16 protein-coding genes are annotated in these 18,472 nt (G+C 65.0%); 4 read left to right on the forward strand and 12 right to left on the reverse strand.

Annotated elements, in window-relative coordinates; all coding sequences use genetic code 11:
* Positions 1–84: 84 nt before the first annotated feature.
* Complete coding sequence (locus tag HAP48_RS12055) at positions 85–1,944, reverse strand: feruloyl-CoA synthase (protein ID WP_420869895.1); 1,860 nt, start codon at positions 1,942–1,944, stop codon at positions 85–87.
* 163 nt (positions 1,945–2,107) lie between these two features.
* Here HAP48_RS12055 and HAP48_RS12060 point away from each other — a divergent pair, with 163 nt between their 5' ends.
* Both HAP48_RS12060 and atzF read left to right on the forward strand, forming a co-directional pair.
* Entirely contained in the window at positions 2,108–2,638 is a 531-nt protein-coding gene (locus HAP48_RS12060; RefSeq protein ID WP_166213616.1) for a MarR family winged helix-turn-helix transcriptional regulator, read from the forward strand.
* 235 nt (positions 2,639–2,873) lie between these two features.
* Positions 2,874–4,661 (forward strand): allophanate hydrolase, encoded by a 1,788-nt coding sequence (gene atzF / locus HAP48_RS12065; RefSeq protein ID WP_420869864.1) that lies wholly within the window; start codon positions 2,874–2,876, stop codon positions 4,659–4,661.
* A gap of 178 nt (positions 4,662–4,839) precedes the next feature.
* Here the strand turns inward: atzF and HAP48_RS12070 are convergent, their stop codons facing one another.
* The 10 genes from HAP48_RS12070 to HAP48_RS12115 all read right to left on the reverse strand — a co-directional run bounded on the left by HAP48_RS12070 (position 4,840) and on the right by HAP48_RS12115 (position 15,196).
* Positions 4,840–5,571 carry a GntR family transcriptional regulator gene (locus tag HAP48_RS12070; protein ID WP_166213614.1) on the reverse strand — a complete coding sequence of 244 codons (732 nt, stop codon included), beginning with the start codon at positions 5,569–5,571 and terminating at the stop codon, positions 4,840–4,842.
* A gap of 43 nt (positions 5,572–5,614) precedes the next feature.
* On the reverse strand, positions 5,615–6,007 hold the full coding sequence (gene hpxZ / locus HAP48_RS12075; RefSeq protein WP_166213613.1) for an oxalurate catabolism protein HpxZ: 393 nt from the start codon (positions 6,005–6,007) through the stop codon (positions 5,615–5,617).
* Between the two features lies 1 nt (position 6,008).
* Positions 6,009–7,406: an AtzE family amidohydrolase gene (locus HAP48_RS12080; protein ID WP_338822217.1), complete on the reverse strand. Its 1,398-nt coding sequence runs from the start codon at positions 7,404–7,406 to the stop codon at positions 6,009–6,011.
* A 7-nt stretch (positions 7,407–7,413) separates the two neighbouring features.
* Positions 7,414–7,593: a DUF4089 domain-containing protein gene (locus HAP48_RS12085; protein ID WP_166213612.1), complete on the reverse strand. Its 180-nt coding sequence runs from the start codon at positions 7,591–7,593 to the stop codon at positions 7,414–7,416.
* A 20-nt stretch (positions 7,594–7,613) separates the two neighbouring features.
* Positions 7,614–9,401 carry a dipeptide ABC transporter ATP-binding protein gene (locus HAP48_RS12090; RefSeq protein WP_166213611.1) on the reverse strand — a complete coding sequence of 596 codons (1,788 nt, stop codon included), beginning with the start codon at positions 9,399–9,401 and terminating at the stop codon, positions 7,614–7,616.
* Between the two features lie 97 nt (positions 9,402–9,498).
* Positions 9,499–10,398 (reverse strand): ABC transporter permease, encoded by a 900-nt coding sequence (locus HAP48_RS12095; protein WP_166213610.1) that lies wholly within the window; start codon positions 10,396–10,398, stop codon positions 9,499–9,501.
* A gap of 9 nt (positions 10,399–10,407) precedes the next feature.
* Positions 10,408–11,421: an ABC transporter permease gene (locus HAP48_RS12100; protein ID WP_029082951.1), complete on the reverse strand. Its 1,014-nt coding sequence runs from the start codon at positions 11,419–11,421 to the stop codon at positions 10,408–10,410.
* 287 nt (positions 11,422–11,708) lie between these two features.
* Entirely contained in the window at positions 11,709–13,331 is a 1,623-nt protein-coding gene (locus tag HAP48_RS12105; protein ID WP_166213609.1) for an ABC transporter substrate-binding protein, read from the reverse strand.
* A gap of 508 nt (positions 13,332–13,839) precedes the next feature.
* Entirely contained in the window at positions 13,840–14,199 is a 360-nt protein-coding gene (locus HAP48_RS12110) for a DoxX family protein (protein ID WP_166213608.1), read from the reverse strand.
* Positions 14,200–14,323: 124 nt separating this feature from the next.
* Positions 14,324–15,196 carry an NmrA family NAD(P)-binding protein gene (locus HAP48_RS12115; RefSeq protein ID WP_166213607.1) on the reverse strand — a complete coding sequence of 291 codons (873 nt, stop codon included), beginning with the start codon at positions 15,194–15,196 and terminating at the stop codon, positions 14,324–14,326.
* A gap of 116 nt (positions 15,197–15,312) precedes the next feature.
* Here HAP48_RS12115 and HAP48_RS12120 point away from each other — a divergent pair, with 116 nt between their 5' ends.
* Together HAP48_RS12120 and HAP48_RS12125 are read left to right on the forward strand one after the other, a co-directional pair.
* A complete protein-coding gene (locus HAP48_RS12120; RefSeq protein ID WP_224497026.1) occupies positions 15,313–15,780 on the forward strand; it encodes a winged helix-turn-helix transcriptional regulator in 468 nt (155 codons plus the stop codon).
* On the forward strand, positions 15,677–17,011 hold the full coding sequence (locus tag HAP48_RS12125) for an IS1182 family transposase (RefSeq protein WP_166213606.1): 1,335 nt from the start codon (positions 15,677–15,679) through the stop codon (positions 17,009–17,011). The genes HAP48_RS12120 and HAP48_RS12125 overlap by 104 nt, the downstream gene beginning before the upstream one ends.
* A gap of 370 nt (positions 17,012–17,381) precedes the next feature.
* Here HAP48_RS12125 and HAP48_RS12130 read toward each other — a convergent pair whose 3' ends face one another.
* Positions 17,382–18,338 (reverse strand): aminoglycoside phosphotransferase family protein, encoded by a 957-nt coding sequence (locus HAP48_RS12130; RefSeq protein ID WP_175612331.1) that lies wholly within the window; start codon positions 18,336–18,338, stop codon positions 17,382–17,384.
* Positions 18,339–18,472 lie beyond the last annotated feature (134 nt).

Consider the following 18,472-nt stretch of genomic DNA (forward strand, 5'->3'; position numbering starts at 1 on the left):
GCCGCGGAGTATGGGTCCCTGCTTTCGCAGGGACGACGGCGGTGTACGTGGCGTCCTGCCAGCACCCTACCGGTACAAATCACGTCACGAGCCCGCGCAGGCGATCGGCTCGGCCGACGCGTCGTCCTCCAGGACCGCCACTGCTGCGGCGCGGCGCGTCAGCACGGCGCGCTGGTTGATGTAGCCCTTGTCGGTGATCTCCCCGCCGTCGACCGAGGCCGGCTCGGCCAGCAGCAGCGCGCGGGTGGCGTGGCCGGAGGAATGAGCGCCTTGCGCCTTCAGTTTTGCCAGCCCCTGCCCGATCGCCGAGCGGATCGCAGGATGGCTGATCACCTCTCGCACGTCGGCGCACTCGGAAAGTTCCGCCAGCGCGCGGCAGGCGGCAATGTTCGGAAACACCAGGAACCGCACCTCGTCGCGGCCATGACCGGTGACGACGATGTCCTGCGCAAGCGGCGCCAGCGCCGCGATGCCGGCGACGCGCAAGGTGCCGACGCTGACCCAGGTTCCTGAATTGAGCTTGAAATCCTCGGCGACGCGGCCGTCGAAGAACAGGCCGAGATCGGGCCTGTCAGGATCGGCGAAGGTGACGGCGTCGCCGATCTTGTAAAAACCCTCGGCGTCGAAGGCCTCGGCGGTGAGCCCGGGCGCCTTCCAGTAGCCCGGCGTGACATTGGGCCCGCGCACGAGTACCTCGAGCTTGTCGCCCGACGGCACGAGTTTCAGTTCGGTGCCGGGGATCGGCACGCCGATATTGCCGGAGCGTTCGGCGAGGAAGTGGCAGTCGGTCGCGAGCGGCGAGGTTTCGGTCGAGCCCCAAGCCGACACCATCGGCAGCCGGCGGCCGACGGTTTGCAGCGACAATTCCTCGAGCGCGTCCCACAGATTCTGCGGCAGCGCCGCGCCGGCATAGAACGCGAATTTGGTGCCCTCGAAGAATTTGCGGCGCAGCTCGCCATCGGTGCGGAGCGCCGCGATCAGCATGTCGAAGCCGCGCGGCACGTTGAAATAGACGGTCGGCACCACGCTGCGCAGATTGGCGAGCGAGGTCGCGAACAGGCCGGGCGCCGGCTTGCCGCCGTCGATATAGAGCGTGCCGCCGTTGCGCAGCACGAGATTGAAATTGTGATTGGCGCCGAAGGTGTGGCTCCAGGGCAGCCAGTCCAGGATCACCAGTTCCTCATCGGACTGCTCCAGGAACGTCCAGGTCTGAGCCTTGGCCTGCTGGCTCGAGGTCAGCATACGCTGGGTGTTGATCACGGCCTTCGGCGTGCCCGTCGAGCCCGAGGTGAACAGGAATTTTGCGATCGTGTCCGGCGTCACCGCCGCGAAGGCTTTTGCAATCTCGGGCGCTTCCGGCGTCGCTGCGACGGTGCGGAACGGTAGCGCGTCGGCATCGTCGGGATTGCCGCTGACGAGGGTCGCCCGATGCAGCGGCTTGATCGCGGCAAGCGCCGGCGCGAACGGTCTTGTGCCCGTGACATAGATCGCGCCGGGATCGAGCAGGCCGATCATGCTCTTCAGCTTGTCGAAATCTTTCGACATCAACGAATAGGCCGGCGAGATCGCGGCCGACGGCGCCCCGACATGCTGGGCGGCGAGCGCAAACAGCGCGTGATCGATGCCGTTGTCGGAGAGAATGACGAGCGGCCGCTCGGCGCTCAGCCCTTGTGCCAGCACCCACGATGCGGCCCGCCGCACGATATCGAGCGCATCGAGATAGGTGACAGTGCTCCAGGGCGCCTCGGCACTGGCGCGCTCGCCGAGGAAGATGCGATCCGGCGCCTGCCGCGCCCAGTGCACCAGCCAGTCGCCGATGCAGCGGGCGCTGTCTTGCAGCGGCATCGTCGAACGAACCAGGATGCTGCCGTCATCGCGGCGGTCGGCAACGATCGCGGGCGTCGCGAACAGGCGGTGCGGATTGTCTGCGCTGGCGGCGGCCATCGTCATGATTTCCTCCTCGCCCGTATCTTGCGGGACCGCGCTGCAACATCGTGCAGCATCGCTGGTCCCGGCCGGGCTCTTTGGCGGATAATGTTGCGAGCAACAATTGTTGTCGTCAACAACAATCTTTCCCTTGTGCCTCGGGCGCGCTAGCATCGTCGCCATGGCAAGCCAGCAAAAGACGTCGCGCAAGGCGGCAGGAACGGCAGCGGCAATCCGCCGCCCCCGTGCGCGGGCGGCGAACGGCGGGGCACAAGGCGGCGACGCCGGCGACGACATCGGCCTCGATGCGCTGGCTGGCCACGCCGGCTACGCGGTGCGGCGCTTCCAGCTCTGGATCTTCCAGGACTTCATCAAGACGCTGGCCGCGGCCGATATCCGCCCGACCCAGTATTCGGTCATGACCGTGATCGGGGCCAATCCGGGCCTGAGCCAGATGGCGGTGGCCAAGCGGCTCGGGATCGAGCGTGCGCGGCTGGTGCATCTGCTCGACAGCCTCGAGGAACGCGACTTCGTCAGCCGGATCCCCTCCGCCACCGACCGCCGCACCCACGCGCTGCATCTGACCGCGCGGGGCAAAACCGCGCTGGCCCAGTTCAAACGGCTCGCCGCCGAGCACGAACGGCACGTCGCCGAGAAGATCGGCAAGGAAAACCGCGAGCAGTTGTTGCAGATCCTCGCCTGCTTCACCTGACCTCTGGCCAGATTTCGGCTTGATCAGACCCGCCTTAAGATTAGGCAGAAAGATTCGCAGGCGCGTCTGCCGCGTTGCTGGCGACTGCTTCAAACAATTGATATTGTGAAATAATCTTCCATAACGTGAACGCAGTCGAATTGTACACAATGGCACATTGCTTGCTTCGATCAGGCTGCAATTCCCTCGCGGAGAGCATCCGATGCCTTCCCGCTCAACAGACGGGGCCAACCACGTGACTGAAACTGTCGCTGCGATCGTTGCCGCGCATCGCGCCGGGACCATGACGCCGGCCCAAACCGTGGCGCGCAGCTACCAGCGCATCCGCGAGCACAACGACCCCGCCATCTTCATCAGCCTGCGCGACGAGAACGAGGCGCTCGTCGAAGCCGGGCGCCTCACCGACCCGACGCTGCCGCTCTATGGCGTGCCGGTCGCCGTGAAGGACAATATCGACGTCAAGGGCCTGCCGACCACCGCGGCCTGCCCGGCCTTCTCCTACATGCCGGCACAGGATTCCACCGCGGTCACCCGACTGCGTGCGGCCGGCGCCATCATCATCGGCAAGACCAATCTCGACCAGTTCGCCACCGGCCTGGTCGGCGTGCGCTCGCCCTACGGCATTCCCAAAAATCCGGTGCGCGGCGATCTCGTGCCGGGCGGATCGAGCTCGGGCTCCGCGGTCGCAGTATCAGCGGGACTGGTGCCGCTGTCGCTCGGCACCGACACCGCCGGCAGCGGCCGGGTGCCGGCGATGCTCAACAACATCGTCGGCCTCAAACCGAGCCTCGGGCTGATCTCGAACGCCGGGCTGGTGCCGGCCTGCCGCACGCTCGACTGCATCTCGGTGTTTTCGCTGACCGTCGACGACGCGCTGGCCGCGCTCGCCGTGATGGCCGGGCCGGATGAAGCCGATCCGTTCTCGCGCAACCGGCCGCTGGCATCACTGGCAACGTTTCCGGCCAAGCTGAAGCTCGGCATTCCCAAAAGCGGTCAGTTGATCTTCTTCGGCGACCGCGAGGCCGAGAAGGCCTATGGCGAGGCATGCAAGCGCTGGCAGTCGCTTGGCGCCGACCTCGTCGAGTTCGATCTCGAGCCGTTCTACGAAACCGCGCGGCTGCTCTATGAGGGGCCGTGGGTCGCCGAGCGCTATCTCGTGATCCGCGACCTGCTGGCGTCGTCGCCAGACGCGATCCATCCGGTGACGCGCGAGATCACGATCGGCGGAGCGCGGCTCACGGCGGCGGATACGTTCTCCGCGCTGTACCGTCTGCAGGCGCTGCGCCGCGTCACCGAGCGCACCTTCGCGCAGTGTGATGCGATCGTGCTGCCGACGGCGCCAACGGTTTATTCCACCGCTGACGTGCTGGCCAACCCGATCGAGCTCAACTCGCGGCTCGGCACCTACACCAATTTCGTCAACCTGCTCGATCTCTGCGGCCTGGCGCTGCCGGCAGCGATGCGGCCCGACGGTGCGCCGTTCGGCATCACGCTGCTCGCGCCCGCCGGCCGCGACGCCGAGCTTGCCGGAATCGGCCGCGTGTTCCACGCCGACACCGGACTTGCCATCGGCGCCAAGGCGCTGCCGCAGCCGCCGCTGGCCGCAGTGCCGGCGCAGGCCGGGGCCGACGAGATCACGGTCGCGGTGGTCGGCGCGCATCTCTCCGGCATGGCGCTGAACCATGAGTTGACGACGCTCGCTGCGCGCCTGCTGGAAGAGGCGGTCACCGCGCCGGACTACAGGCTCTACGCACTCGACACCACGCCGCCGAAACCCGGCATGTTGCGTATCGAGCCGGACGCGGGTCATGCGATCAAGCTCGAGCTCTGGGCGATGTCGCCGGCCGCGTTCGGAAAATTCGTTGCCGCGATTCCGCCGCCGCTCTCGATCGGCACCATCAGGCTGGCCGATGGGCGACAGGCCAAGGGCTTTATCGTCGAGCCAGCCGCGATCAACGGCGCGAAGGATATTTCCGACTATGGCGGCTGGCGGGCGTTCATCGCGGAGAAGGCGAAGGCGTAGCCCGTCTTTCCGGCCGTCATTCCGGGGCGCGCGTAGCGCGAGCCCGGAATCCATTTCGCCACAGCGGCGGTTGCAGGAAGAGCCCCACAACCTATCATCTACGTCAGGTGCGGACCGATGGATTCCGGGTTCGCCGCTTTGCGGCGCCCCGGAATGACAAGCTTGAGAGCTTCACGCTCTACACCGACACCGCGTAGGTCTCGTATTCGCCACGCACCTGCTCAATATGGGCGCGCATTGCGGCGGCGGCACCTGGCTTGTCGCCGCGCATGATGGCGACGACGACGCGGTCGTGCTCGGCGTGCGACTTTGCCAGGCGCCCGAGGTTGCGGAACTGGGCGCGGCGGAACGGCTGCACGCGCACGCGCGTCGCCAGGGTGATCTCGGCGATATAGGCGTTCTGCGAGCCGGCATAGATCGCGTTGTGGAAGCGCTCATTGACCTCGTGGAAGCGCTCGGGATTGCCGGTGTAGCTCAAGACCCGCAGCTCCTCGTGGACGGCCTCCAGCGCATGGCGCTCCGCCGGCGTCATCCGCTCGGCGGCAAGGCCGGCGCACATCGCCTCCAGCTCGGCCATCGCCTCGAACATGCCAGTGAGGCGCTCGAGCGACGGCCGTGCCACCACCGCGCCGCGATGCGCGCGGGCATCGATCAGGCCGCTGGCGGCAAGCTGCCGCAGCGCCTCGCGCACCGGCGTGCGGGAGACCTTGAAGCGGCGTGCGAGATCGGTCTCGTCAAGCCCGGCGCCCGGCGGCAGCGTGCCGCGCACGATCTCGTCGGCGAGTTGCAGCCGCAGTTCCTCGGCGCGGGTGATCTTGTCGGTCAGCGACGACGGCCGATCGACGCGGCGCACGGCCGCGTCGGGCTCTGCGCCCGGCGGCATCCGCGTCGGAAGATCGTCCAAGCTCATGCCTCAAGCACCCTTTCGAGCAGTCCAGTTCAAACGCCGTTGTTCAAGTATTCTTGGGCTCGTCGATGACGCTGACATGGGCCGCGACGATTCTCCAGCCCTCGGGGAAGCGAATCCACGTCTGCATCTGCCGCCCCACTCTACCCGGTGTGCTGTCCCGGTAAAACAGCGTCGAGGCGATCGCGGTGTCGCGGCCATAGGCCGTAATCACGGTGCGATCGATCTCGCGCATCAGCCCGACCGGCGAGCGCCCGGCACGAAACGCCATGATCTCGGCATAGCCGTAGAGGTTCTCGCCGATGCCGTAGCGCAGCGTCCGGCTGTCGTTGCGGAACAGCTCGTCGAGCACCGCGACATCGTTCGAGACCAGCGCCTTCTCGTAGCGCTGGAACTGCGCGGTGACCTCGGCGACCACCTCGGGAAGATCGATTTCCATATCAGAGTCCTCTCGGCGCGGGAGCTGCAGCAACGCCCATCTGTTCCAGCGCGTAGGCGACCCGCAGCGCGATGTCCTCGCGCCAGGGCGCGGCGATGATCTGCACGCCGATCGGCATCGGCTCGAGCGGCACCGGCACGGCCACGACCGGCAGTCCGATGAAGGAGATCGGTTGGGTGTGGATGCCGATATTGGCGCGCACCGGCAGCTCGACGCCGTCGAGCGTGAAATTGACCTGGCCGAGCTTCGGCGCGGTGCACGGCGTCGCCGGCGCCAGGATCACGTCGACCGACTGGAACAGCTCCGCCGCCTTGGCGCGGAACCAGCGGCGGAATTTCTGCGCCTTGTCGACATAGACGGCCGGGACCATCGCGCCCGCGATGAAGCGGTCGCGCACCGCCGGATCGAAATCGTTGGGACGCTTGCGCAGCCGATCGAGGTGCAGTGCGGCGCCTTCGGTCGTGGTGATGATGAAGGCCGCGGCGCGGGCGCGCGCGGCCTCCGGCAGCTCCACGGTCTGGGTGGCGCCGAGCGCCTTCGCCACGCGTGCGACCGCTTCGATAGCCTCCGGAAACACGTTCTGCTGGAAATAGCCGCCGGCGATCGCAACGCGCAGCCGGCCGACGTCATTGGCAAGCAGCGGCACGGTCGGCTCAACCGATCGCACGATGCAGGCGGGATCATCGGCATCAGGCCCCTGCATCGCGTCATAGGCGAGTGCGAGATCCTTCACGCTGCGCGCCAACGGACCGAGATGATCGAGGCTCGCGACGAATGGATAGGACCGCGCACGCGACAGCCGGCCATACGTCGGCTTCAGGCCAAAGGTGCCGCAGAACGACGACGGCACGCGGATCGAGCCGTTGGTGTCGGAGCCGAGCGCGATCGGCACCAGTGCGCCGCCGACGGCGCTGCCCGAGCCGCCCGAAGAGCCGCCGGTCATCCGCGTCGGATCATGCGGATTGCGCGACGGGCCGTCATGCACGTTTTCGCCGGTGAAGTCGTAGGCGTATTCGCCCATGTTGAGCGCGCCGACCAGTACGGCGCCGGCGGCTTCCATCCGCTCGATCAGCGCGGCGTCGCGCGGCGACGGCGGCAGGTCGCGGTTGATCTTCGAGCCCGCGCGGGTCGAGAGGCCCTGCACGTCGAACAGGTTCTTCACCGCGAAGGGCACGCCGGCGAGCGGGCCGACAGATTGGCCTGCCGCGAGCGCGGCGTCGATCGCCCTGGCCCTGGCACGTGCGCGATCGGCGGTGACGTCGGTGAAGGAGTTGAGGACCTTGTCATGCGCAGCGATCCGCGCGAGCGCAGCTTCGGTCGCTGCGAGGGCCGTCATCTTGCGACTTGATACGGCCTGCGCGATTTCGGCGGCCGACATGGAAGCGGGAGTTTCGGACATCGCAGTCTCAGGTCGAATAGATCGCGGCCGACACGATCTCGTCCGGCAGCGGGAAGTCATCGACCAGCCGTGCCAGCCGCAGCGAGACCTCGAGATTGGCACGCACCGCGGGACGCCAGGCGTCTTCCAGCGGCAGCGCCATCGCACCGGCGACGGCGTTCATGTAGTCGTCGAGATGATCGGCCATTTCGCTCCCAATAGGTTTTCTCAAGCAACCGGCAACGGCGGATGCGGGATCGCCGTCAGCAGCTCCCTTGTATAGGCATCCTGCGGATTGCCCAAGACGTGTTCGGACGTGCCCTGCTCGACGATGCGACCGGCGCGCATCACGATGACGCGATCACACAGCAGGCGCACCACGTTGAGATCGTGCGACACGAACAGATAGCTCATGCCCATCGACTGCTTGAGGTCCTGCAACAGATTGAGCACCACCGCCTGCACCGAGACGTCGAGTGCCGCGGTCGGCTCGTCCAGGATGACAAGCTTCGGGTGCAGCGCGATCGCGCGCGCGATACCGACGCGGGCCTTCTGGCCGCCGGAAAGCTGGTGCGGAAAGCGGTCCAGGAGATTGACCGGCAGGCCGACCAGCCGCGCGAGATCCTCGCAGCGATCGCGGAGCGCGTCGCGCCCCCTGATGTCGCCGAGCTGCATGATCGGGTCCGCGATCGCACGCGCCGCCGTGAATCGCGGGTTGAGGCTGTCGGTCGGATCCTGGAACACCATCTGGATCTGGCTGCGCCGCGGCAGCCGCGCGAAGGATTGCGGCATGATCCCGCCGATGTCCTCGCCGTCGAAGATGATGCGGCCGGAGGTCTGGTCAAGCAGCCGCATCACCATCATCGACGTCGTCGACTTGCCGCAGCCGGATTCGCCGACCAGGCCTACGCTCTCGCCGTGATCAATCGAGAAACTGATGCCATCGACGGCGCGGAAGATCTCCTCCTCGACCGGCGGCTTGCGGCCGAACAGTTTTGCCAGCACCGAGCCGGCGCCCTGGCGCGGGTATTCCTTGACGAGCTTTTCGACTGACAGGAGCGGTTTGCCACTCTCGTCGCCCCCGGGCTTGACCCGGGGGTCCATCGAGGAAAACGAGTCATGCGAAGGTCGATGGATGGCCGGGTCAAGCCCGGCCATGACGGGTGTTTGTCGAGGAGAGTTTGTTGCCTCTTCCTCCGGCAGCAGATCCCGCAGCGACACGCCGAGCCGCGGCGTCGCGCGCATCAGTTTCTTCGTATAGTCGTGCTGCGGCGACGCAAAAATGTCGGCCGAGACAGCGGTCTCGACCACCCGGCCCTTCTCCATCACCACGACGCGGTCGCAATAAGCGGCAGCCAAACCAAGGTCATGCGTGATCAGGATCGTCGACATCGCCCGGCGCCGGGTCAATTCGACGATCAGGTCCATCACCGCTTTCTGGGTGGTGACGTCGAGGCCGGTGGTCGGCTCGTCGGCGATCAGAAGCTGCGGGTTGCAGGCCAGCGCAAGAGCGATGACGACGCGCTGGCACATGCCGCCTGACAGTTCGAACGGATAGGCGTGATAGCGCTCGCGCGGACGCGCGATCTTGACCTGCTCCAGCGCCTCGATCGCCTTCCCGCCGCGGTCGGTAACCTGCGCCTGCTGCACATGCTGGCGCAGCACGTCCTCGATCTGGTGCCCGACCTTGCGGATCGGATTGAGGGCGGCACGCGGATTCTGGAAGATCATCGAGACTTCGCGGCCGCGCAGATCGCGCATCTGGCTCTCGGTCGCCGCCTTGACGTCGATGCCGGAAAACATCACCGAGCCGTCGGCAATCCGGCCGGCGCGATCGAGGATGCGCATCACGGCATAGGAGGTCACCGACTTGCCGGAGCCGGACTCGCCGACAATGCCGACGGTTTCGCCCTTGCCGACCGAGATGTTGACGTGCTGCACCGCCTTGACGATGCCGCGGCGGGTGGTGAACTCGACCGTGAGGTCGCTGACGTCGAGCAGCGGCTGGGCGGTCATGCGCGCCTCCCCCCATGCGATGTGTCATCCAAAAATCCGCAAACCAACCCCATGCAAAGTAGCGCAGAGGTGGCGCGGTACCGTGCCGAGACAGTCATCAGGTCCTCCGCTGCGGATCGACGATGTCGCGCAGGCCGTCGCCGAGCAGGTTGAAGCAGAACACCGCGATCATCAGCGCAAGGCCCGGGAACAGCGCGATCCACCATTCGCCTGAGACCATGAAGCCTGCGCCCTCGGCAACCATGATGCCCCACTCCGCGGTCGGCGGCCGAACACCGAGGCCGATGAAGGACAGGCCCGCGGCGTTGAGGATCGCATAGCCCATGGTCAGCGACATCTGCACGATCATGATCGGCATGATGTTCGGCAAGATGTGCCCGAGCAGGATCCGGTACTCGCCATTGCCGGAGAGCCGCGCCGCCTGCACGAAGCCGGCGTTGCGGCGGACATTGGCCTCGGCGCGCGCGACGCGGGCGTAGAGCGGGAAGTTCACGATCGCGGTGGCGATGATGATGTTCTGCACGGTGTTGCCGAGCGCCGCGACGATGCCCATCGCCAGCACGAACAGCGGAAACGCCATGATGGTATCGGCGATGCGGCCGACGATGCGATCAGTCCAGCCGCCGAAATAGCCGGCAGCGATGCCGGCCAGCCCGCCCATCAGGAACACCAGCACGACGGACGCCACCGCGATGAAGGTGTCGAGCCGTGTCGCCACGATGACGCGGCTGAAGATGTCGCGGCCGAGTTGATCGGTGCCGAACCAGTGCGCGGCGGACGGCGGCTTCAATGCAGCTGCGGTGTCCGAGGCGAGCGGATCGTACGGCACGACGTAGGGCCCGAACAGCGCAGCAAACAGGATCAGGATCAAGAGCGCGAAGGCAAAGCCGGTGACCTTGTTCTCGCCGAGGACGTAGCGGGTTTGCTCAATGATCGCGGCGAGACCGGAGGTGCGTGCGGGACCGACCGGCTCAACAGTGGGGGCAACGCTGCTCATCTGTCCTCCCTACCCTTCCAGCCTGACGCGCGGATCGATCACGCCATAGAGGATGTCGATCAGGAGATTGAGCAGCACGTACATGACCGCCATGGTCAGCACGAAGCCCTGCACCGGCGCGAAGTCGGATGCGATCAGCGCCTCGACCGCGTAGGAGCCGATGCCGGGCCAGGCGAACACCTTCTCGACCAACACGTTGGCGCCGAGCAGGAAGGAGAACACCATGCTGAGCGTGGTGATGACCGGCAGCATCGCGTTACGGAAGGCATAGGTGACGATCACCTTGCCGGGCGACAGGCCGCTGGCGCGCGCGGTGCGGACGAAATCGGAGGCCAGCACCGCCAGCATCGAGGCGCGCGTCATGCGCGCGATCGGCGCCAGCGAGAAGATCGCGAGCGTCACCGCCGGCAGGATCAATTGGCTCAGCGCTGAGCGGAAGGCCTCGAAGTCGCGCGCGATCAGCGTATCGATCAGATAGAAGCCGGTAACCGTCGGCGGCGCGCTGGTGAATACGTCGAGCCGGCCGAGCGGCGCCGGCGCCCAGCCGAGCCGGAAATAGAACACATAGACCAGCACGAGCCCGGTGAAGAACACCGGCAGCGACACGCCGGCCGTCGTGGTGACGCGGCAGAGATGATCGATCCAGGAGCCCGGCCGCGTCGCCGCCAGCACGCCGAGCGGGATCGCGATCACGATCGAGACGACGAGGCCGAGCAAGGTCAGTTCAGCCGATGCCGGCAGGCGATTGCGCAGCTCGGCGGCAACCGGCTGCCCGGTGGTCAGCGACGTGCCGAGATCGCCATGAGCGAGATCGTTGCTGTAGCGGACGAACTGCTCGATCAGCGGCTTGTCGAAGCCGAGCTTCTTCCTGATCTGGTCGACCGCCTCTTTCGTTGCAGCAGGCCCTGCAAAATACGCCGCGGGATCGCCCGGCAGCGCGCGCGTCAGGAGGAACGTCACGATCACGACCCCGATCAGCGACGGAATCGCGAACAGCAGCCGCTTGCCGATCAGGGTCAGCATCGTGACCTCGCTGTTTCTGGCTGCGACGCCACAACGGGACTGGCAGGGCTCCCTCCCCCACGCACCCGGGGTCTACCCCGGGTGCGCATCAATGATCTGCGCAAGTCGGGCAAGCCCGACTTGCGGCGGGGGAGGGTTGGGGAGAGGGGTAAGCCCCACGCACCGGACTCGCGGCTACCCCCCTCCCTGCCCCTCCCCCACAAGGGGGGAGGGAATGAGAGAGTGGTACCCGCCTCACTTGAGCGACAAGCACAAGTCGATGCGCCGTAGACCGTCGACATGCGCCCTCACCCCTTCGCCATTGCGCGGTAGTCGAGGCGGCGATGGAACCAGTATTGGTAGCCCGAGATGTTCTTCTGCATCGCGACGTTGACGAAGGGCTGATAGAGCGGGATGCGCGGGATGTCGGCGAAGGCGAGATCGACGAAGCCTTTGACGTCGGAATCGTAGGCCGCGGTGTCGCCGGCTGCGGCAGCGGTGCGCGCGCCGTCGATGAGCTTATCCATCTCCGGCGACTTGTAGCTCATGGTGTTGAAGACGGAATTGTTGCCGTGATAGCACCAGTAGAAGAAGTACTCGGGGTAATCGAGCCAGCCCGAGAACACGTTGGTGAACAGCGGCATTTCCTTCTTGTTCAGCTCGGTGCGCCAGTTGGCGCCGGGCACCTTGTTGATCGTGGTCTTGATGCCGAGTTGCGCGAGACTCTCCTGCACCAGCACGCAGAGCGGCTCATTGACGCCCGCAAAATTCAGGTCGAACGAGATCGTGGTCTCGAAGCCGTTGGCGTAGCCCGCCTCGGCGAGCAGCGCCTTGGCCTTCTCCATGTCGGTGTTGTATTTTGTCGGCTGCGGCCAGGCGACCTCGGTCGGCTTGTCCTTTGCTGCGCCGAACATCGGGTTGGCGAGGCCGAACAGCACCGCATCCATGATCTTCTGATACGGCATCGCGTAGGCCAGCGCCTGCCGGACCTTGGGATTGTCGAACGGCGGCTTGGTCACGTTCATGCCGATATACTGGATGCCGTTGGAGAACGGCAGCGAGACCACGTTGAGCTTGCCGTTCGCCTTCATCTCCTGGAAGTCCTTGAACGGCAGCTCATAGGAGATGTCGGCGTCGCCGCGCTCGAGCAGCGCCCGGCGGTTGCCGGCCTGCGGCACCATCCGCCAGATCACGCGCTTGATCTTCGGCAACGGACCGCAGACCCAATCGTCGTTGCGCTCCATGACCACTTCGGTGCCGGCGGTCCATTTGGTCACCTTGTAGGCGCCGGAGCCCGCGGTCTGCTGCTTGGTGAATTCGAGACCCCACGGATCCTTCTCGCTGGCGCTCTTCTTGACGAGCTCGGAGTTAACGACACAGGGCACGATCACCGCGAGATCGGGGATCGTCAGCCTGTCCTTCCTGAGGAAATCGACGCGCACGGTATAATCGTCGACGATCACGAACTGCTCGGGCTTGGTGAGCGAGCCCGCGCTCATCTGGAAGGTCGGGAAGCCGCCGACGCTCACCGCGCGGTCGAGCGACCATTTGACGTCCTTCGCCGTGACCGGCGTGCCGTCATGGAATTTGGCGTTCTTGCGCAGCTTGAAGGTGACCGACATGTCGTCGATCTTCATGTCCTCGGCGAGTTCACCCTTGAACTTGTCGCGGTCGTAATAGGGCACGCCGCCCGGACCGCTCTTCATCTCGTGGCTGATCAGCCGGTCGTAGCAATTCCACGACACCTCATAGCCGGGCACGTTGGTGCCGATGCCGTGGATATCGAGATTGTTGGGGCCACCCTCGGAGACGATCAGCAGCGTTTCGGAACGGGCGTCGGCCTTTGCCGGCGACCAGATCGCGGGCGCGGTCGGCGCCAGCGCCCCGGCTGCCAGTCCAGACACCGATTTGAGGAAATCGCGACGCTTCATGTGATGCTCCAAATGCCTTCTTTGGAAAATGGCCTTGGAACAGGGATCGCAAGGTTTGTGCCAACCCTTAACGGATCGTTAGGTCGATCGAACACCTTGCAAATGCTAGCAAAAGGAAAAGCGGTAACTTGATCCGGCGAGATCGAGAACCGGTCATTGCATACAAAGGCAGATAACTTGCCCAATATGAGTGCAAGCAACAAGGTGCTGCTCGCCTTTTCGTGCAACCAGCGACCACCCGTCACTAGCTGGGACGCGGACTCATTAAGGCGCAGCCACAGGCGGCGGCCTGACGAGCAAAATACATGCGGTCGTCGATATAATCGGTGAGCTTGGAGCGCATGATTCGACCCCCAGTTTGGGGGTTTGGATCAAGTCATTCTGGCCGAAAGCAACGCTCCTAGCGGTGCGAGCGCGAGCTGTCAGTGGCGTGGCGGTAGGTGAGCCATCCCGTTTCACCCGTGAACGCTTGCAGGCAGACCTTCCCCCGGCCCTCCAGTGGCGTCAGTCATGCCGAGCTGGGAGCCGCTTTCGGCCAGGCGATCCAGCCAACGACTATCGATAGTGCCGCTACGACAAGCGGCGCCACCCCGTGCCCGTATTCGCCGTGGAGTGTGACGGTCGCGAGCGCCGCCAACATCACGGCGCAGCCGAGCGCCGAGCCCCACAGCCGCGTCCGTGCCCGCGCCAGCAGAACGGCGGTCGTGAGTTCAAGCGATCCCGTTACGAAATGGAACCAGTACGGGTATCCCCACCGCAGATATTCTTCGTAGATAGACCCAGGGGCGAAGATGTTGCTCAGCGATCCCACGACGAAGAAAGCTGCAAGCGTCAAGGCCGAGACTTGGCGCCAGGAAATCTTTGACATTTGTCCATACCTTTTCTGATTAGGGCGTCGCGGAGAGACGGCCGGCCGCGATGCATTCATTCCGAAGGAGATGCGAATTTCCGGAACAGGTCCGAAAGTCGCATCTCATCGCTGATCCGCGGACCTAAGCCGTGGCGACCTTCTGGGCCGCCGCGAAGACATCGCGGGGAAGCGTTGTGCCGACGACGCGCTCCGTGCCCGCTACGCCGAGGTCCATCCAGCCCGCGTTAACGGCGTCGAACATCGCTTCAGCCGGTCCGGTTTGGCCCTTCGGGATGCCGAACTGCTCGAATGCTGCCGGCCACTCGGCCCGCGGGACAGCGAAGGCCTTGACCTCGCGCTGCATGACATCGCCCAGTTGCGCTGCGACTTCATCCGCGCTGACCATCGAACCAAGTTCGATGACGCGATGCCCCGACCACGTCGGCCCGGTCAGCAGCGTCGCCACCTCGGCACCGATGTCGTTCGTCGCGACCATGGTCGATTTCCGGTTGGTCGGGTTGTAGTAGACGGGGAGCGTGCCGCCCTGGGCGACGTGCAGGCCGTAAAGGAAGTTTTCGAAAAAACCGCCGGCGCGCACGAAGGCGGTCGGCGATGTCAGTTTGCGAAAGCCTTGCTCCAGCAACGACAGGGCCGTGATCATCCCCAGCCCGCTGGTTCTGTCCGCCCCCATCGACGAGAGCCCGACGACCCGCGGCGGCGCGGCCTTGGTCAGCGCCTCGACATAGTTCGCGATGACGCCCTTGGCTTCCTTGAAGTCCGGCGAGGGGGCCCAGACGGCTGGCAACATTACAAGCGCGCCGTCGACGCCCTTGAGCGCCCGCTCGATGGCGGCCGTGTCGTTCCAGTCGCCGTCCACCAGTTCCACGCCCTGGTCCGTCCAGCTTGCCGCCTTCGCGCGGTCGCGAACCAGGGCGCGTACTTTCTTACCTTGCGCCAACAGGTGCCTGGCCGCTGCGCCGCCGACTTTTCCGGTAACTCCAGTGACTAGAAACATGCGTATTCTCCGGGTGCTAAATGGCCTATATTCTAGGGTAGGTCTCACATAGAGACCTCAGACCTGCGCCGTAAGGAGGCAGTTTTTTGTAACCAGGAGAGAAAAAGGGGACCGGCATGAGCGACGCATTGAGCGCGATCGAGCGTTTCAGCCGATATCAATCGGACGACGCCCAGTCAGTAGAACCCGTGCATTGCCCGGTGCGCGACGTGCTCGACTGCATCGGCGACAAGTGGAGCATACTAATGATCATGACCCTCGCGACGCGACCGCAGCGCTTCGGCGAGCTTCGCCGAGCCATCCGCGACATCTCGAAGCGCATGCTCACACAGACGCTGCGCGACTTGGAGCGCGACGGACTTATCACCCGCCATGTCTTTCCGACCAAGCCGCCGAGCGTTGAATATCGCCTTTCCCCGCTAGGAGCTTGTCTGGATAGTCGCTGTTCAAATCTGGTCGGGTCTGATTCAACATTGGGCGATGAGCAAGTATTTTCGGCCTTGGAACATCGATCAGACGCTGCTTCTGCCGCCGAATGTGCAGGACTTCGTGCCGAAAGGCCATGTCTCGCGGTTTATGGTTGATCTGGTGCGGGAGAGCCTCGATCTCAGGGAGATCATGGGCAGCTATGTGAGCGGGCTTGGGCAGCCGCCGTTTGATCCGCGGATGATGGTGGCGCTGCTGCTGCATAGCTATGCGAGTGGGCTGTATTCGTCGCGTCGGACTGCCAAGGCCTGCCGGGAGCGGAACGATTTTGTGATGATCGTGGCGCTGGATGCGCCGGATTTTCGGACGATCAGCGACTTTCGCAAGCGACATTTGAAGGCGCTCGGCGCGCTATTCGTGCAGGTTCTGAAGTTGTGCGAGACGGCCGGGCTGGTCAAGCTCGGTCATGTCGCGCTGGATGGTACGAAGATCAAGGCGAACGCGTCGAAACACAAGGCGATGAGTTATGAGCGCATGAAGAAGCGCGAGGCGGAATTGAAGGCCGAGGTCGCTCGCATGCTGGCGGCCGCCGAGGCGGCGGATGCCTCGGAGGATGAGACTTTCGGCAACAGCGACGAACTGCCGGACTGGACCGTCGACAAGCAGAAACGGCTGGCGAAGATCCAGCAAGCGATGGCGGCGCTGGAAGCGGACGCCAAACTGGCGGCTGAGGAAGAGCGCCGCATCGAGGCCGAAAAGGAACAGCAGCGCCAGGCCGAAGGCCGCAAGAAGCCGGGCAAACCGGCGGCGCTGCCATCGGAGGAACCCAATCCCAAGGCGCAACGCAACTTCACCGATCCGGAAAGCCGCATCATGAAGTCGAAGGATGGCTTCGTTCAGGCCTATAATGCCCAGGCGGCCGTCGATGCACATGCCCAGATCATTGTCGCGCAAGAACTGACCCAGCACGGCAGCGATCAGGGCCAGTTGGTGCCCCTGATCGAGGCCATCGAGAGCAATCTTGGCCGCAAGCCGCGGCAGGCCTCAGCGGATTCCGGCTACTGCAGCGAAGCCAATCTCGAAGCGCTCGACACACGCAGCATCGATGGCTATGTCGCGCCCGGACGCGCCAAACACCCGACAGTAGCGAACGGAAAAGTCGGCGGCCCGCTGACACAGGCCATGCGAAAGAAGATCGACGATGGCGGCTTCGAAACACCCTACCGATTGCGAAAGCAAGTGGTGGAGCCGGTGTTCGGGCAGATCAAACAGGCAAGAGGCTTCCGCCAGTTCCTGTTGCGGGGCATCGAGAAAGTGCGCGCCGAGTGGACAATGATCTGCACCGTCCATAACCTCCTCAAGCTGTTCAACCTCGCAAACGCAGCCTGAGCCTGCTACTCTACAACAAATGCCCGTCACGAAAACATATCTGGACGGGCTCCTAGGCCAATCCCTGCTGGACCCGATGGCGAGCCTCATCGATTGGGCCGACCGTCGCTATTCGGATATCCATGCTGCGCGCGTCCGCTTTGACGGAGCCCCCTGTGATGTCCCGCGTTAGTGATGTGAAACAGAAGTTCACGTCATCGCGTGTGTGAGGTTTGGCGGCGTGCTTCCGATGCAGATACAGCAGCCGGTTCGTTAACTCGTCGCCGAGGATGTCGGCATTCGTTACGGTGATGGCCGCTGGCGGAACCTCAAGTCTACCCTCCTGCTGCGCGACGAGTCAGAGCTGACGGCGATCCCGGAATTGCGGCGTTCAATAATAGTCCGGCCAGATCAACTGCTGAAGCTGCACGAGATCGTCGACCCGGTCCGGCCACCCCTCGATGCAGATGTGCCGGAGCGGATCGCTGGCCCAGTGCAGCATCAGCAGTGCCATCAGCCGCCGCTTCAGCGCGAACGTCACGTCGGCACGCGCGATGCCAAAACCGTCGAACAGGCTGCGCACAAGCCGCGGATTCCCGGCGGCCATGAAGGCGCTGGGACCGAGCAAATCGTACTCGCCCCAGCCGGTCCGGACGTCGCCGAAGTCGAACAGGCCGGCGACGTGCCAACCGTCGGCCCGGCGCCCGAGCAGGAAATTCTCCGGGATGTATTCGCCGGTCAGGATCACCGGCGGCGCGTCCATCGGGATCAATTCGGCAGCGTCTCGCAAGAGATCATCGAGCCCGGCGAGGAATTTCGCCGGCAGGCCGAGCCGTTCGTGCCGCGCCCGGCATTGCGCGATCTGCCCGCGCATGAAGGCCTCCCAGCGCGGCTCGATCGCAAGCAGCCGGCCGGGCGGCACGCGCTGCACCGCCGCGATCACGGCGCCGATCTCGGCGAGCACGCGCTCCCGTTCGACCTCCGACAGCGATGGCCACACCTCCGAGCCGACGGTGCCGGACAGGCGGGTGATGACGAGATACGGCCAGCCGTCCCGCTCGCCCTCCGCGATCAGGTCGGGGATCGGAAAGCCGAGCCGTCCGCGCAACTCCGCCAGCGCGCCGCGTTCGGAGATGAATTGCGGGCGCAGAAACGGCGGAAAGAGTTTCAGGATCAGCTCACCGTCGAGCCCGATAACGAGATTGGTGCCGGTCGAGAACACATGCGGCGCAGCGCATGACAGCCCATGGCCGTCGGCAATATCGCGCACGACGGGCAGCCAGCGCGACGTGTCGCTGCGCCAGGCGCGGTAGGTGTCGTAGGTGGTGATGGGAGGCAGGGATATCATTTCAAGGAATCTCGTAGCCCAATCTATCCCCGTCATCCCCGCGCGAAGGCTTCGCCTTTGTTGCTGGAGGTGCGAGCGGAGCGAGCCTCGGGATGACGGAATTGGTTTGCGCACCTTGGTCGGTTTCATCACCC

The sequence above is a fragment of the Bradyrhizobium septentrionale genome (assembly GCF_011516645.4).
Taxonomy (GTDB): Bacteria; Pseudomonadota; Alphaproteobacteria; order Rhizobiales; family Xanthobacteraceae; genus Bradyrhizobium; species Bradyrhizobium septentrionale.